Source organism: Acidovorax soli, assembly GCF_900107605.1.
Taxonomy (GTDB): domain Bacteria; phylum Pseudomonadota; class Gammaproteobacteria; order Burkholderiales; family Burkholderiaceae_C; genus Acidovorax; species Acidovorax soli.
Genome location: NZ_FNQJ01000005.1, coordinates 131,609 through 145,881 on the forward strand (window position 1 = coordinate 131,609; position 14,273 = coordinate 145,881).

Sequence of the window (14,273 nt, forward strand, 5' to 3'; positions counted from 1 at the left end):
GCACATGGCATGACCATCCAGACCGACGATTTCGCCCCCGCGCCGCCCAAGCGCGTGATCTCCGCTGCACCCGCATCTCCGCAGGAAGAAGCCATCGAGCGTGCCCTGCGCCCCAAGCTGCTGCAGGAATATGTGGGCCAGGCCAAGGCGCGCGAGCAGCTCGAAATCTTTATCGGCGCGGCCAAGAAGCGTGACGAGGCGCTGGACCATGTGCTGCTGTTCGGCCCGCCCGGGCTGGGCAAGACCACGCTGAGCCACATCATCGCGACCGAGCTGGGCGTGAACCTGCGCCAGACCAGCGGCCCGGTGCTCGAAAAGCCCAAGGACCTGGCGGCGCTGCTGACCAACCTGGAAAAGAACGACGTTCTCTTCATCGACGAAATCCACCGCCTGAGCCCGGTGGTCGAAGAAATCCTCTACCCCGCGCTGGAGGACTACCAGATCGACATCATGATTGGCGAGGGCCCGGCGGCGCGCTCCATCAAGCTCGACCTGCAGCCCTTCACCCTGGTGGGCGCCACCACGCGCGCGGGCATGCTGACCAACCCGCTGCGCGACCGCTTCGGCATCGTCGCGCGCCTGGAGTTCTACACGCCCGAAGAGCTGGCGCGCATCGTCACGCGCAGCGCCGGGCTGCTGGGCACGCCCATGGATGACGAAGGCGGCTTCGAGCTGGCGCGGCGCTCGCGCGGCACGCCGCGCATCGCCAACCGGCTGCTGCGCCGCGTGCGCGACTACGCCGAGGTCAAGGGCTCGGGCCGCATCACGCGCGACATCGCCAACCGCGCGCTGGCCATGCTTGACGTGGACCCGCAGGGCTTTGACGTGATGGACCGCAAGCTGCTGGAGGCACTGATCCACCGCTTTGACGGCGGCCCCGTGGGCCTGGACAACATCGCCGCCAGCATTGGCGAGGAGGCGGGCACCATCGAGGACGTGATCGAGCCCTATCTCATCCAGCAAGGCTACCTGCAGCGCACGCCGCGCGGGCGCATAGCCACGCTGGCGGCGTACCGGCATCTGGGCGTCACGCCGCCGCAGGCGGCTGGCGGACTTTTCTCCGAATGATCGAAGCGCACCCATGGCATTGAGGAATTGGCTGTGAAGCGCCGCTGGCTTGCCGTGGCATTGGGCGCCGCCGTGCTGGTGGTGGCTGCCGGCGTGGCGGCTTGGGTGCTGCGCGGCCCGCAGGTCGATGCGCTGACGGTGCAGTCGGCCCCGCTGGTGCGCACCCTGCAGTTCTCGGCCCGCGTGGCCACGCTGTCGCGCGCGGATGTGGGCAGCACGGTCACCGGCCGGGTGGCGCAGGTGCGCGTGCGCGAAGGCGCTCAGGTGCGCCAGGGCGAGGTGCTGGTGCAGCTCGAATCGGACGAGCTGCGCGCCGCGCTGGCGCAGGCGGTGGCCTCCGAGCGCCAGGCGCAGGCGCGCCTGGCGGGCCTGCGCAGCAGCGGCCGCAGGGCTGCGCAGGCCGCACGGGCCCAGGCCGATGCCACGCTGCAGGCCGCAAGCGCCAGCCTGGCGCGGGTGCAGCAGCTGGTGGCGGACGGTTTTTACAGCCCCGCGCAGCTCGACGAAGCCCGCCGCGCGGTCGATGTGGCGCGCGCGCAGCAGCGCAATGCGCAGGCGCAGATCGATGCCAACGCCGATGCAGGCACCGACGTGGCGCAGGCGCAGGCACAGCTGGCGCTGGCGCAGGCCGCCACCGTGGCGGCCCAGGCCCGCCTGGCGCAGGCCACGCTGGTGGCGCCCAGCGATGCCCGCGTGCTGGTGCGCGCGGTCGAGCCCGGGCAGATCGTGCAGCCCGGCAAGGCCTTGCTCAGCCTGGCGCTGGCCGGTCCGACCCAGCTGGTGGCCCAGGTGGACGAGCGCTTTCTGGACCAGCTGCAGCCGGGCCAGAAGGCCTCGGTGGTGGCCGATGCATTTGCCGGCCAGCGCTTCGCGGCACGCGTGCTGTCCATCGCACCGTCGGTGGATGCCCAGCGCGGCGCCATCGAGGTGAAATTTGCATTGGACGCGCAGGCGCCCGCCTATCTGCGCGAGGACATGACGCTGTCGGTCGAGGTGGAAACCGCCCGGCGCGAAACCGCCCTGGTGCTGCCCCAGGCGGCCTTGCGCGGCGCTGTGGTGGGTGACGCCGGCACCGTGCTGGTGCTGCAGGATGGCCGTGCCCAGGTGCGCAACGTGCGGCTGGGCCTGCGCACGCTCGATGCCGTGGAGGTGCTGGAAGGCCTGGCGCAGGGCGATATCGTGCTGCGCGGCGGCGTGCTGCAGGCAGGCGAGCGCGTGCGTGCCCGCACCGTGGCATGGACCGCGGGCTCTGCGGCGCCCAGGGCAGGGGCCCTGGGCCAAGGGCAGGGCGCCGACGCTGGCGCCGCGCTGACCAACGCCATGGGCCGCTGAGCGCACGGTCATGTGGATCTGGCCCGGCTTCGAGTTGCGTGTGGCGCTGCGCTTTCTGCGCGAGGGGCGCATGCAGACGGTGCTCATCATCGTGGGCGTGGCGGCGGGGGTGGCGGTGATCGCCTATATCTCGGCGCTGATCAACGGCCTGCAATCGAACACCCTGGCCAAGACGCTGGGCACCCAGGCGCACATCACCTTGCGGGCCCCTGATGATCTCGTCACTCCGGCGGCCGTGCCGGCGCCCGGCACGGCCGTCTTGACCGAAACGCAGCCGCGTGCGCAGCGCCTGCGCGCGGTGGCCAACTGGCAGGCCCTGGTGCCGCTGCTGGAGGGCTTGCCCGAAGTGGCCGGGGTCTCGCCCATGGTGTCGGGCAGCGGCCTGGCGCTGCGCGGCGAGGCATCGCAGGCCATCGCCCTGATGGGCGTCGACCTGGACCGCTATGACCGGGTGGTGGGATTGCGCTCCAAGGTGGTGAGCGGCAGCGCCCGCTTGTCGCCCGGCGAGGCCATCGTGGGGCGCGAGCTGGCGCAGGACCTGGGCGTGCGCGTGGGCGACCGTTTCACGGTGCAGACTGGGAGCGTGAGCGATTCCGTGCGCGTCACCGCCCTGGTGGACCTGGGTGTGAAGGACCTGAACCGGCGCACCGTGATCGTGCCCCTGCGCGCCGGGCAGAGCCTGCTGGCGCTGCCCGGCGGCGCCAGCCAGCTGGATCTGACCCTCAAGGATGTGTGGGTCGCCCAGGCCCTGGCACGCGCGCTGCAGTCCCGGTTCCCCTACAAGATCGAGAGCTGGCAGGAAACCAACGCCCAGCTGGTGTCGGCGCTGAATGCGCAGTCGATCAGCACGGGCATCATCCGGGGGGTGGTTCTGGCGGTTGTCGTGCTGGGCATCGCCAGCGTGCTGGTGGTGTCTGTCGTGCAAAAGAGCCGCGAGATCGGCATCCTGCGCGCCATGGGCGCCACGCGCGGGCAGGTGCTGCGCGTGTTTCTGGTGCAGGGCGCCGTGGTGGGGGCGCTGGGCTCGGTGCTGGGCCTGCTGCTGGCGGTGGCGCTGATCTGGGTGTTCACCCACTTCGTGCGCGGATCGGACGGCCTGCCGCTGTTTTCCATCACCCTGCCGCCCGCCACGGCGCTGCAGGTGGCGCTGATTGCCTCGGTCTGCGGCGTGCTGGCAGCGGTGGCACCGGCGCGGCGTGCGGCGGCGCTCGACCCGGCGCAGGCCATCCGCATGTAGTGATGAGATTCCCCCCTGTGCGGCTGCGCCGCTTCCCCCCGCTCTCGCAGTGCTGCGCACTGCGGGCAGGGGGACGCCCCCAGCGCGGCGGGGCGGCCCTTGCGCGGGGGGCGCTGGCCTTGGCTGCGCCGGTTTCTTGCGTCCCGGGCGATACGCAGCGCAATGGATTGCAAAAATGTTGATCGAACTACGCGATGTGCGCAAAAGCTACAACGTAGGTCGCGCCAGCGAGGCCGAGGTGCTGCACGGCATCCACCTGCAGGTGCGCCGTGGCGAGTTCATAGCGCTCATGGGCCCCTCGGGCTCGGGCAAGAGCACGCTGCTCAACATCCTGGGCCTGCTGGAACGCATGACGTCGGGCAGCTACCGGCTGGATGGCGAGGCGGTGCAGGGACTCGATGATGCCGCGCTCACGCTGCGCCGGCGCCGCACGCTGGGGTTCGTCTTCCAGTTCCACCACCTGCTGCCGGCTTTCTCGGCGCTGGAGAACGTGACGCTGCCAGCCCTCATGGCCGAAGGCCGGGTGAGTGCCGCGCAGCGCGAACGCGCACGCAGCCTGCTGGACGCCGTGGGCCTGGCCCAGGCCATCGACAAGCGGCCGGGCGAGCTGTCGGGCGGCATGCAGCAGCGCGTGGCGATTGCGCGCGCGCTGGTCATGGACCCGCCGCTGGTGCTGGCCGACGAGCCCACGGGCAACCTCGATACCGCCTCTTCGGCCGAGGTGTTCGCGCTGCTGCGCCGCATCCATGCCGAGCGCGGCACCAGCTTTGTGGTGGTCACGCACGACCCGCGCCTGGCCGCGCGCTGCGACCGGCTGGTGGAGCTGATCGACGGCCGCATTGCGCGCGATGAGCCCATCGCTCCATCCGAAAATTCCCAATAAAAATGGCTTGTAGCGCCCGTCAATAAAGCGCTAAAAGCGATCAAATATGTGGCAAAAGCGGTGCGGGCTGTGACCCAACCCGCCGCACAGGCGCGGCCCAGGCCAGCGGACGCCGTGCAAGGGCCGCCCCGCCGCGCTGGCGGCGTCCCCCTTCCCGCGTCGCGCAGCGAGGCGAGAGAAGGGGGAAGCGGCGCAGCCGCTCAGGGGGATGTGCTCTGTCAGTGCGAGGTGCCTTCCGAGCGCGTGATCTTGTTCCACACGTTGTATTTGCCCACGGGCTTGCTCATGGGCAGGCGCTTGACTTCCTGGAGCGTCTGCGCATCGAACACGATGATCGCGCCGTCCGTCTCCCACACGCTCACCAGCGCGTAGCGGCCGTCCTTGGTGAACTCGGTATGCGCCAGCGTGCGGCCGGGCTCGCGCAGCGTGGCCACGGGCGTGAGCGTGGCTTTATCGATCAGGGTGAGTGTGTCCTTGGCCGTGGGGCTCATCATCGAGTCGGCCCAGGCGTAGCGGGTGGCCTCATGGCTGCGCATGAAAAATCCGGGGCCCGGCGTGGCAATGGTCTTGACCGTTTTCCAGTTCTTCATGTCGATCACGTCGATGGCGCCGTCTTTCAGGTTGGGGCTGGCCAGCACGGTGGTGCCGTTCCAGACAAAGGTGATGCCCGAGCCCAGGTGCGGCATGCCGGCAATGGGCAGCTCGGCAATCTTGCGCCGCACATCGAGGTTGACCACCTGCGCTGTGGGGGCGCCGTCGGCTGCACCGGTCTTGGGCCGGGTCGAGCCGAGCACATGGCGGTAGTCCTGGTCAAAGAAGAAATCATCCAGCGGCTCGTCGAGGGGGGTGCGGCGCACCCCGTGGTAGCCCGGCTTGGCGATGGACTCGCCCATCTTGTAGTCGTGCACCAGGCCGTCATAAATGGGCGGCGCCTTGGGGTCGTAGGAAATCTCCCAGACCTCGGGAATGTCCTTGAGCGCCACCACAAAGCTCTTGCGCGGGGCCGCGTCGTACACCGCCGACACGCGCGAGGCCTCCTTGCCGTCGAGCGTGGTGGCGTCATAGCGCTGGACGAAATGCAGGTCGGCATCGAACAGCACCACGGTGCGCGGCAGGTAGTTGGCGGCCATGACCCAGCGCCCATCGCCGCTGACGGCCACGTTGCGCATGTTCAGGCCGGCGCGCACCTCGGCCACCACCGTGAGGTTCCACAGGTCGTACTTGGTGATCCAGCCGTCGCGCGAGCCAAAGAACACAAAGCGCCCATCGGGGGTGAACTTGGGGCCGCCATGCAGCGCGTAGCGGCTGGCGAAGCGGTGGATGACCTCGAAGCGGTCGCCATCGACCAGCGAGACATGGTGGTCGCCGCCCTCCACCACCACGAACAGGTTCATGGGGTCGGCCTTCCAGGCGGGGCGGCCCGGCAGGTCCCTGGCGCCTGCGGTTTCGACGCGCGAGGCGCGCACATCGGCGTCGCTCCAGGCCGGCGTGGGGGTGACGGGCTGGTAGATCCAGTCGGTCAGGGCCGCAATGTCGGCGGGTGCCAGCGTGCCGGCGAAACCCGCCATCTGCGTGGCGGCGCGGCCCTCCTGGATGACCTTCAGCGCTTCGGGGCGGCGCAGGCGCGCCAGGCTCTCGGGCAGCAGCGCCGGGCCCATGCCGCCGGTGCGCTGGGCTCCGTGGCAGCTGGCGCAGTGTTCGCGGTACAGCGCGGCGGCAGATGCGGTGGTCGCGGTGGTGGGCGGTGCAGCCTGGGTGGCCACCGTGCCGGCCGCCGCTGCGGTGCCGTGGGGCTGCGCCTGGGCGAGGCTGTGGCCCATCCAGAGCAGGCCCGCGCTCAGGGCCAGGTGCGCGGCACCTGCAGCAAGGTGGCGCAGGGTGTCACGCATGTTCGTTCTCCGGTTGGATGGCTATGATGCGGCGGCCCCTGCTGAACGGGGTGACCGCCACGCGCTGCGCATCGCTGCCCGCTTCGAGGCCGATCTCGTCGTCGCGCAGGTAGCAGCCGGGGTCTTCGGCCCAGGCATCGCCGGTGAGCTGCTGGGCACGCACGCGGGTGTTGCCACCGCACACGGCAAAGTAGTGGCACTGTGCGCAGCGCCCGCCCACGGGGCGCGGGTGCGCCTTGAGGCCGGCCATCAGCGGCTCGGAGGCGTCGGACCAGATGGCCGAGAACGGGCGCTGGCGCACGTTGCCCAGGTCGTGGTGCCACCACATGGTGTCGGGGTGCACGGTGCCCAGGTTGTCGATATTGGCCACGTTCACGCCACTCGAATTGCCGCCCCAGGCCACCAGGCGCTCGCGCAGCGGGGCCTCCCACTGCGGCAGGCGCGCGCGCACCCACTGCAGCAGGTAGGGGCCGTCGGCGTCGTTGTTGCCGGTCACGTAGTCTTCGTCGCGGCCCTCCAGCGCGGACTGCCAGGCGCGCTCGTACAGCAGGTCGAGCGCGTCGCGCGTGGCCTGGAACTGCGCGTCCTTGCCACGGTGGATGTTGCCGCGCCCGGCGTAGTTGAGGTGCGAGAAATAGAACTTGTCCACCGCCTCGGTGCGCATCAGCTCCAGCAGTGCCGGCAGGTCGTGCGCGTTCATGGCCGTCATGGTGAAGCGCAGCCCCACCTTGACGCCGCGCGCGTGCAGGTGGCGCACGGCGGCCAGGCTGCGCTCGAAGGCGCCTTCCAGGCGACGGAAATGGTCGTGCGTCTCGCGCAGACCATCGAGGCTGATGCCCACATAGTCGAAGCCCGTGGCGGCCACGCGGTCGGCCATGGCCTCGTCGATCAGCGTGCCGTTGGTCGAGAGGCCCGTGTAGAACTTCATGGCCTTGGCGCGCTCGGCGATCTCGAAAATGTCGGGCCGCATCAAGGGCTCGCCACCCGAGAGGATGAGCACCGGCACCCGGTAGGCCTTGAGATCGTCCATCACGCCAAACACTTCGTTGGTGGACAGCTCGCCCTCGTAGTCGTGGTCGGCCGACAGCGCGTAGCAGTGCTTGCAGGTCAGGTTGCAGCGGCGGATCAGGTTCCAGATGACGACCGGGCCTGGGGCCCCGCCGCTGCCGCGGCGCGCGAGCACGGTCTCGGGGTACTGGCCGGTTTTTTCTGCGTGCGCGAGCTCGCGCATGTAGTGGCTGATGCGGAACATGTTTAGTTTTCCTTGAGGCGCAATCCGGTCTTCTTCAGGATGGCGGTGGAGTAAAGAATGTCGTGGCCCGTGCAGGCCGAGCCCAGCAGCTCGCGTACTTGCAGGGCCTGCTGCTCGACTTCGGCACGCGTGCGGCCATGCAGCATGGCGAACAGGTTGTAGGGCCAGGCTGGCAGTCGGCGCGGTCGGCGGTAGCAGTGGCTCACGCCGGGCAGCTGGCCGATGCGCTCGCCTAAAGCGTCCACCAGCGCATCGTCCACGTTCCACACGCTCATGCCGTTGGCGGTGAAGCCCAGGCGGTAGTGGTTGGGAACGGCGCCAATGCGGCGCACGAGCCCGCTCTCCAGCATTTGCGCCAGGCGCTCGCGCACCTGCTGGCCCGACACGCCCAGGCGTTCGCCCACGGCGTCGTAGGGGCGCGGCACCAGCGGCAGGCCGCCCTGGGTGGCGGCAATCAGGGCGCGGTCGAAATCATCCAGCGCCATGGGCTGCTCCGCTCGTGAGGGGGAGCTTGAGTTCGACGAAGAACTCGCGCTCCTTGGGGAAGGCCAGCACGGGCAAGCCGGTCTCGGCCTCGATGCGCTCAATGGCGGCCGCGCACCGCGCCGGTGTTTCGGTGCCGAGCACGAACCACATGTTCAGCGCATGGTCGCGCCGGTAGTTGTGCGCGATCTCGGGGTGGGCGTTGACCTGCGCCGTGACGGCATCAAAGCGCTCCTCGGGCACGGCCATGGCGGCGAGCACGAACAGGCCGCCGGCGCGCTCGATCTGGAACAGCGGGCCGAAGCGCGTGAGCATGCCGCTCTCCAGCAGTGCAGCAAGCCGACCGATCACGTAGGCCTCGGTCCAGCCGAACTCGGCGGCCACGTCGGCAAACGGCCGCTCGGTCAGCGGCAGTTCGCCGTGCAGGCGTTCCAGCAGGCGGGCATCATCCGGCGAGAGCATCGAGCACCTCCGGGGCGGTGGCTGCGGGCAGGGCACGAAAGCGCCGCGGGCCGGTCTGCTTGAAGCGCCGGCACGAGAACAGCACCTCGTGCGGGTACGGCGCCAGGCCTACGTCGGCAATGGCGCGCGCGATCACTTCGTGCACGGCGGCACGGTCGCGGCCATGCACCATGCAGTACAGGTTGTAGGGCCAGCCCTCGGCGCGTTCGCGCCGGTAGGCCAGCGTCACGCCGGGCTCGCGTGCCAGTGCCTCGCCAAAGGCATCGACCTGCGCGTCGGGGAGGTTGAACACGGTCATGGCGTTGGCGTCGAAACCCAGTTCGTGGTGGCGCACGATGGCGCCGATGCGCCGCAGCGTGCCTTCGTCCAGCCACTGCTGCAACGTCTGCAGCACGGATTCGGGCGTGCGGCCCAGCGCCTGCGCCCAGGTGTCGTAGGGGCGCGCCGTGAGCGGCAGGCCGTCTTCGAGCAGGGCCGCCAGCGGGCGGTCGGCCTCGGCCACCGGCTGGGCCGCGCGTGCGGCCGCCATGGGGGCCGGGGCGGTGCGTTCACGCAGATCAAAGCCCAGGTCGATGCGGTAGGCGCGCAGCATGCGCAACTGCAGCGCGATCAATCCCGTGGTTTCTTCGAGCGATTGCATGGCCGCGCGCACGGCGGCGTCGTCCTGCCCGGTCATCACGAACCAGAGGTTGTAGTGGTGCTCGCGCTGGTAGTTGTGGTTCACGCCCGGGTGGCTGGAAACCACGGCGGCCACGGCATCGAGCCGCTCGGGCGGCACGGCCATGGCGGCCAGCAGCGCGGCACCACCGGCGTTGCCCGCGAACACGCCGCCAATGCGGCTCAGGGCCCCCTCGCCCTGCAGCCGGGCGTAGCCCGCCAGGACTTCATCGGGGGCCATGCCCAGGCTGGTGGCAATGTGCGCGAAGGGCTCGCGCACCAGCGGAAAATCGCGCTGCCAGGGGTTGAGCAGGGCCAGGCGCAGGTCAGTATTCAGAAGCATGCCGTCCATCCGCTGTGTTGCGCTTTGCCCGCCGGCCATGAAACTGGCGCGGCCCAGGCCAGCGGACGCCGCGCAAGGGCCGCCCCGCCGCGCTGGCGGCGTCCCCCTTCCCGCGTCGCGCAGCGAGGCGAGAGAAGGGGGAAGCGGCGCAGCCGCTCAGGGGGTTGGGCCATGTCAAAACCCCAGCCGCGCGGCGCGCGAGGTGAAGAAGATGCCGCTCGGTGAATCGATCGACAGGGTGGCCTGGGTAGCAAAGCTCTGTGTGTCGATCACGCTCACGCGGTGGTCGTCGCGCGAGCTGATCCAGACCGATTCGCCACGCGGCGTGAATTCCATGTGCAGCACGGCCTTGCCGGGCTCCAGGGTGCGCACGATGGACTGCGTGGTGGTGTCGATGACCTGCACGCGGTGGTAGTCGGGCACCGAGAAGTTGACCCACACCTGGCGGCCGTCGGGCCGGGCCATCACGAACACGGGCTGGCCTGCCACCGGGATGCGGCCCACCTCCTGCCAGGTGTCGGTGTCCACCACCAGCACCTCGTGGCGGCCGATGGCCGGCAGGTAGGCGCGGCGCCCGGCCACGGCCCAGCCGCGCAGGTGCGGCATCTTGTAGACCGGCAGCGGCTCCTGGCCCCGGCCGTAGCCGGCCAGGATGCGGCGCGCGCGGGGCTTCTCTTCCCACAGATCCACCATGGCCAGGCCGTCCTCGCCGAACAGGCCCGCGATGTAGTGGCGGCCATTGGGCGTGACCAGCGCATCGTAGGGCTGGCGGCCGATGTTCGGCAGCTGGGTCGTGACGGGGCGCGCCGGGTCGGACAGGTCGGTGATCCAGATCGCGTTGGCGTCGAACAGGCTGTAGGCAAAGCGCCGGCCCGGCAGATCGACCAGGCCGACCACGCGCGAGAGCTGGCCGTTCTCGTACGCGGCCGGAATGTCGGCCACCAGCTCCAGCGTGGCGGCGTTGAAGGCCTTGATGCCGCCGGGCGTGTAGTTCTGCGCCACCACCAGGCTGCCGTCGGCGCTGATGGCGCCGCCAATCGAGTTGCCCGCCTGCATCACCCGCGCCGTGATGCGCCGCGTCAGCAAGTCGACCTTGGTGAGCGCACCGTCGCGCCCGAAAACATAGGCGTAGCGGCCGTCGCGCGAGAACACCACCGAGGCGTGCGAGAGGTCGCCCAGGCCGGTCACCTGGGCCAGCAGCGTGCGCTGGCTGGTGTCGACGATGGCCAGGGTGCCGGTGGCGCGCGCCACCACCACACCCAGGTCGCCCGTGCCGCGCAATGGCAGGTCGGCGGGGGCGCCGGAAGCCCCGGCAACGCTGGCGCAGCCGCTCAGCAGCAGCGGGGTGGTGCCCAGAAGGCTCAGGCAGTGGCGGCGTTTCATGGACGGTCTTTCACAGATTCGGGGAACCCGGCGAACAGTTGCTGGGCAATCCACAGGGCATCGGCTTCGCTGAGCATGGCTTTCCAGGGCGCCATGGGCGTGCCGGGGCGGCCGTGGTAGATGGTCGCGACGATGGAGTCGAACGGCTTGTCGGCCAGGGCTTCGCGGGTGAGTGCGGGGCCCAGGCCACCGGTCAGGCGCAGGCCGTGGCACGAGCCGCAGTCCTGGCGCACCATGCGCACCAGCTCTTGCTGGCGTGGCGCGGTGGGTGGGACGGGTTGGGCATGGAGTCCGGCGGTACCGGCCAGCAAGGCCAGCCAGATACCGAGCCGGGGCAGGCCCCGCAGGGAGCTGCCGGCCTTGGGTGAGGTGCCCGCCTGTGCAAGGCGGTGCGACTGCGGCGCGTTCTTGTCGTGCATGGCCCAATATCGCTGGATTTGCCGCCATCGTCCTTGATGTTTATCAAGGACGGCAGACCCTGGCGTTTTGACAATCGAGCCATTGCCTTACAACCGTGCCCCGTTCCACATGGAAACCCCGATGGATACCGCCTGCCCCACTTCGCTGCCCTCCCACGACAGCACTCCCGCCGCCCTTTCGGGTGGTCCTTCCAACCGGCTGGCGTCTTCCGAGTGGGGGCGGGTGACCCTGGTGGGCGCCGGGCCCGGCGATGCCGAACTGCTCACGCTCAAGGCGGCCCGCGTGCTCGCCAGCGCCGACCTGGTGCTGTATGACCACCTCGTGTCCGATGACGTGCTGCAGCATGTGGCCCCCGGCGCCGAGCGGATCTACGTGGGCAAGCAAAGCCGCAACCACACCCTGCCGCAGGAGGGCATCATCGATCTGATGGTGCGGCTGGCGCAAAGCGGCCGGTCGCTCGTGCGGCTCAAGGGGGGTGACCCCTACATCTTCGGGCGCGGCGGCGAGGAGGCCCAGGCGCTGGCCGCTATGGGCATTGCCTGCGAGACCGTGCCCGGCATCAGCGCGGCCCAGGGTGCCGCAGCGGCCACGGGTATCCCCCTCACGCACCGCGACCATTCCGCCATGCTGGTGTTTGCCACGGGCCACCTGCAGGGCGAAGAGGGCGAGCGCACCGTTGCGCTCGACTGGGCTGCACTGGCGCGGCCCCGCCAGACCGTGGTGATCTACATGGGCGTGGGCACCCTGCCCACCATCTGTGCCCAGCTCATCGCCCATGGCTTGCCCGCCAGCACACCGGCGGCGATGGTCGAGCGTGCGACATTGCCCGGCCAGCGCAGCATCGTGGGCACGCTGCAAACACTGCCCGCGCTGAGTGTGGCCCACGGCGTGCATCCGCCTGCGCTGATCATGATTGGTGAAACGGTGGCGCTGCAGGCGCAAATCGGATCGCCCATCGGGGTGTTCACCGGCTTGCCGGGGTCCCCCGACGCTGCGCCCGCACCGGCACGGGCCTGCACCGCCTGATCAGCCTGCGCGGGTCGCCACGGCGCGGGGATGGTCGAGCGCCGCTGGGATTGCCGCTGCGCACTCGGGTGCGCCAGCCCCTGGGGTGGCGTCTGCCTGCAGGGGCGAGGGGTTCCGCAGCCAGCCCCAGACGATCAGCATCTGCGCGGCGTAGTAGGTGGACAGCACCCAGAACTGCGCCATGGGCAAGGCCTGCACAAAGCGGTGGGTGGCCAGCAGTGAATCGCTCAGCATGAAAAAGCAGGCGCCCGCCGCCACCTTGCGCGCCGCGCTGCTGCCCAGCACCTGGGCGCGCCCCAGGGCCTGCGCGGCCATCAGGGCGATCACCAGCACATAGGCCGCCACCGGGCCGCGCAATGCGGCGGGCAGGCCACCGGCCCATAAAAAGGCGTACATGGCGGCGCCCACGGCCAGCGTGCCTGCCATTGCGCCGCGGTGGGCAAACCACGGCACCCCCCGGCGGAACAGGGCGATATAGGCCAGGTGCGCGCCCAGAAAGCTCACCAGGCCGGGAATGAAAAATCCGTTCCGCATCAGGAACACATCACCGGCCAGAGACAGCACCAGCGCCAGCACCATCGTGGCCCAGGGTTTTGCATCGAATTGGCTTTTGTCGCCTATGGATAAAGCATTAAATGCTATTAATATAATAGCAATGACCATCGCCAGGGGTTTGAAAAACCAGTGCCACTCGGTCCAGCCCACGGCACTGGTGGCGGTGGCCAGGGCGCCCGCTTCGATCATCAGCGCCAACAGCATGCCGATGCGCCCCTGCACCACGGCGCCCAGGGCCCATTGCACGGCCAGCAGCGCCGCGAACCAGGCCAGGTTGTGCGCCAGCGGGGCGCTGTCGGCGTGCCACAGAAATACCGAAATACCCGCGAGCAACAGCGCAAACTGCACGCAGGCAAACCAGCGCGTGGCCGGCGCCATGGCCGGGTTGAAGCGCGGCATCTGCGCGATGTCGAAGGCCGGCTTGGGAAAGCGCTCGGCCACATCGGCCGGCCGCCAGCCTGGCGGCTTGAGCCACACCCTGAGCTTGTCGCCCCAGCGGCGCGCGTGCCAGCTGTCGTGCGCCAGCCCCGCATACACCTGGGCATTGGCCCACACCGGGTCCCAGCTATCGAGCCGGCCGCGCGTGCCGTATACACATTTTTCCTGCGCGTCCTCGTCCTTGAAGGTGCCAAACAGGCGGTCCCACAGGATGAGGATGCCGCCGTAGTTCTTGTCGAGGTAGGCGTCGTTGACGGCGTGGTGCACGCGGTGGTTGCTGGGGCTGCAGAACCAGCGGTCAAACCAGCCCAGGCGCCCCACCTGTTCGGTATGCACCCAGAACTGGTAGAGCAGGTCGATGAGCGCCACCACGCCAAACACCAGCGGCGGCACGCCGGCCAGCGCCATGGGCACGTAAAAGACCCAGCCCAGCAGCGCGCCCGAGCTGGTCTGGCGCAGCGCGGTGCCGAGGTTGTAGTCCTGGCTCTGGTGGTGCACGGCGTGCGCGGCCCACAGCACGGCCGATTCGTGCCCCATGCGGTGCAGCCAGTAATAGCAGAAATCGTAGAACACCAGCGCCAGCAGCCAGCCGGGCAGGCTGGTCCAGAATGCATCGTTGCGCCACAGCGCCACCTGCTCGAACAGCGCGGTGTAGATGCCGATGCGCAGCAGCCGGGTGAACACCGCGCTGGTCTGGCTCAGAGCCCCAAGGCTGATGCTGCTCACCGCGTCGGCCAGGTGGTAGGTGTTGCGCTGGCGCCGGATGCCGACGGCCAGCTCGATGGCGATCAGTGCCAAGAATACGGGCGTGGCGAGAACGATGATCTGGCTGGGGCTCATGCCGC

General features: G+C 69.7%; 13 protein-coding genes. 5 read left to right on the plus strand and 8 right to left on the minus strand.

Features of this window, described 5'->3' with window-relative positions; genetic code table 11:
- Window positions 1-9 precede the first annotated feature (9 nt).
- From ruvB to BLW02_RS06340, 4 genes are all read left to right on the plus strand, one after another.
- Window positions 10-1,068, plus strand: coding sequence for a Holliday junction branch migration DNA helicase RuvB (ruvB, locus tag BLW02_RS06320; protein ID WP_092697523.1), 1,059 nt, complete (start codon window positions 10-12; stop codon window positions 1,066-1,068).
- Between the two features lie 33 nt (window positions 1,069-1,101).
- Window positions 1,102-2,400: an efflux RND transporter periplasmic adaptor subunit gene (locus BLW02_RS06325; protein WP_092697556.1), complete on the plus strand. Its 1,299-nt coding sequence runs from the start codon at window positions 1,102-1,104 to the stop codon at window positions 2,398-2,400.
- Window positions 2,401-2,410: 10 nt separating this feature from the next.
- Window positions 2,411-3,637 (plus strand): ABC transporter permease, encoded by a 1,227-nt coding sequence (locus BLW02_RS06330; RefSeq protein WP_092697524.1) that lies wholly within the window; start codon window positions 2,411-2,413, stop codon window positions 3,635-3,637.
- 175 nt (window positions 3,638-3,812) lie between these two features.
- The gene (locus BLW02_RS06340; RefSeq protein ID WP_092697526.1) at window positions 3,813-4,520 is read left to right on the plus strand and encodes an ABC transporter ATP-binding protein; all 708 of its coding nucleotides are present in this window, start codon (window positions 3,813-3,815) and stop codon (window positions 4,518-4,520) included.
- A 218-nt stretch (window positions 4,521-4,738) separates the two neighbouring features.
- Here the strand turns inward: BLW02_RS06340 and BLW02_RS06345 are convergent, their stop codons facing one another.
- The 7 genes from BLW02_RS06345 to BLW02_RS06380 all read right to left on the minus strand — a co-directional run bounded on the left by BLW02_RS06345 (window position 4,739) and on the right by BLW02_RS06380 (window position 11,408).
- Entirely contained in the window at window positions 4,739-6,409 is a 1,671-nt protein-coding gene (locus tag BLW02_RS06345; RefSeq protein ID WP_092697527.1) for a nitrite reductase, read from the minus strand.
- A complete protein-coding gene (gene nirJ / locus BLW02_RS06350) occupies window positions 6,402-7,661 on the minus strand; it encodes a heme d1 biosynthesis radical SAM protein NirJ (protein WP_092697528.1) in 1,260 nt (419 codons plus the stop codon). The genes BLW02_RS06345 and nirJ overlap by 8 nt, the downstream gene beginning before the upstream one ends.
- 2 nt (window positions 7,662-7,663) lie before the next feature.
- Window positions 7,664-8,146, minus strand: coding sequence for a siroheme decarboxylase subunit beta (ahbB, locus tag BLW02_RS06355; protein ID WP_092697529.1), 483 nt, complete (start codon window positions 8,144-8,146; stop codon window positions 7,664-7,666).
- Entirely contained in the window at window positions 8,133-8,606 is a 474-nt protein-coding gene (locus tag BLW02_RS06360; protein ID WP_026436182.1) for an Lrp/AsnC family transcriptional regulator, read from the minus strand. The genes ahbB (BLW02_RS06355) and BLW02_RS06360 overlap by 14 nt, the downstream gene beginning before the upstream one ends.
- Window positions 8,590-9,606: a siroheme decarboxylase subunit beta gene (gene ahbB / locus BLW02_RS06365; RefSeq protein ID WP_092697557.1), complete on the minus strand. Its 1,017-nt coding sequence runs from the start codon at window positions 9,604-9,606 to the stop codon at window positions 8,590-8,592. Before ahbB (BLW02_RS06365) ends, BLW02_RS06360 begins: the two co-directional genes overlap by 17 nt.
- 174 nt (window positions 9,607-9,780) lie before the next feature.
- Window positions 9,781-10,989, minus strand: a complete 1,209-nt coding sequence (locus BLW02_RS06375) for a cytochrome D1 domain-containing protein (protein ID WP_092697531.1) — start codon at window positions 10,987-10,989, stop codon at window positions 9,781-9,783.
- The gene (locus tag BLW02_RS06380) at window positions 10,986-11,408 is read right to left on the minus strand and encodes a c-type cytochrome (protein ID WP_092697532.1); all 423 of its coding nucleotides are present in this window, start codon (window positions 11,406-11,408) and stop codon (window positions 10,986-10,988) included. Before BLW02_RS06380 ends, BLW02_RS06375 begins: the two co-directional genes overlap by 4 nt.
- Window positions 11,409-11,517: 109 nt before the next feature.
- On the opposite strand from BLW02_RS06380, the gene cobA reads away from it, so the two are divergent.
- Window positions 11,518-12,435 (plus strand): uroporphyrinogen-III C-methyltransferase, encoded by a 918-nt coding sequence (gene cobA, locus BLW02_RS06385; protein ID WP_244273633.1) that lies wholly within the window; start codon window positions 11,518-11,520, stop codon window positions 12,433-12,435.
- Here cobA and BLW02_RS06390 read toward each other — a convergent pair whose 3' ends face one another.
- Complete coding sequence (locus tag BLW02_RS06390) at window positions 12,436-14,268, minus strand: lysoplasmalogenase family protein (RefSeq protein WP_092697533.1); 1,833 nt, start codon at window positions 14,266-14,268, stop codon at window positions 12,436-12,438.
- Between the last annotated feature and the right edge of the window lie 5 nt (window positions 14,269-14,273).

Coding starts and splice junctions, on each gene's coding strand:
- ahbB (WP_092697529.1), bottom strand. CDS start 8,146: ATGGCGCTGGATGATTTCGACCGCGCCCTGATTGCCGCCACCCAGGGC.
- BLW02_RS06340 (WP_092697526.1), top strand. CDS start 3,813: ATGTTGATCGAACTACGCGATGTGCGCAAAAGCTACAACGTAGGTCGC.
- BLW02_RS06380 (WP_092697532.1), bottom strand. CDS start 11,408: ATGCACGACAAGAACGCGCCGCAGTCGCACCGCCTTGCACAGGCGGGC.
- ruvB (WP_092697523.1), top strand. CDS start 10: ATGACCATCCAGACCGACGATTTCGCCCCCGCGCCGCCCAAGCGCGTG.
- BLW02_RS06390 (WP_092697533.1), bottom strand. CDS start 14,268: ATGAGCCCCAGCCAGATCATCGTTCTCGCCACGCCCGTATTCTTGGCA.
- ahbB (WP_092697557.1), bottom strand. CDS start 9,606: ATGCTTCTGAATACTGACCTGCGCCTGGCCCTGCTCAACCCCTGGCAG.
- BLW02_RS06330 (WP_092697524.1), top strand. CDS start 2,411: ATGTGGATCTGGCCCGGCTTCGAGTTGCGTGTGGCGCTGCGCTTTCTG.
- BLW02_RS06345 (WP_092697527.1), bottom strand. CDS start 6,409: ATGCGTGACACCCTGCGCCACCTTGCTGCAGGTGCCGCGCACCTGGCC.
- nirJ (WP_092697528.1), bottom strand. CDS start 7,661: ATGTTCCGCATCAGCCACTACATGCGCGAGCTCGCGCACGCAGAAAAA.
- cobA (WP_244273633.1), top strand. CDS start 11,518: ATGGAAACCCCGATGGATACCGCCTGCCCCACTTCGCTGCCCTCCCAC.
- BLW02_RS06375 (WP_092697531.1), bottom strand. CDS start 10,989: ATGAAACGCCGCCACTGCCTGAGCCTTCTGGGCACCACCCCGCTGCTG.
- BLW02_RS06360 (WP_026436182.1), bottom strand. CDS start 8,606: ATGCTCTCGCCGGATGATGCCCGCCTGCTGGAACGCCTGCACGGCGAA.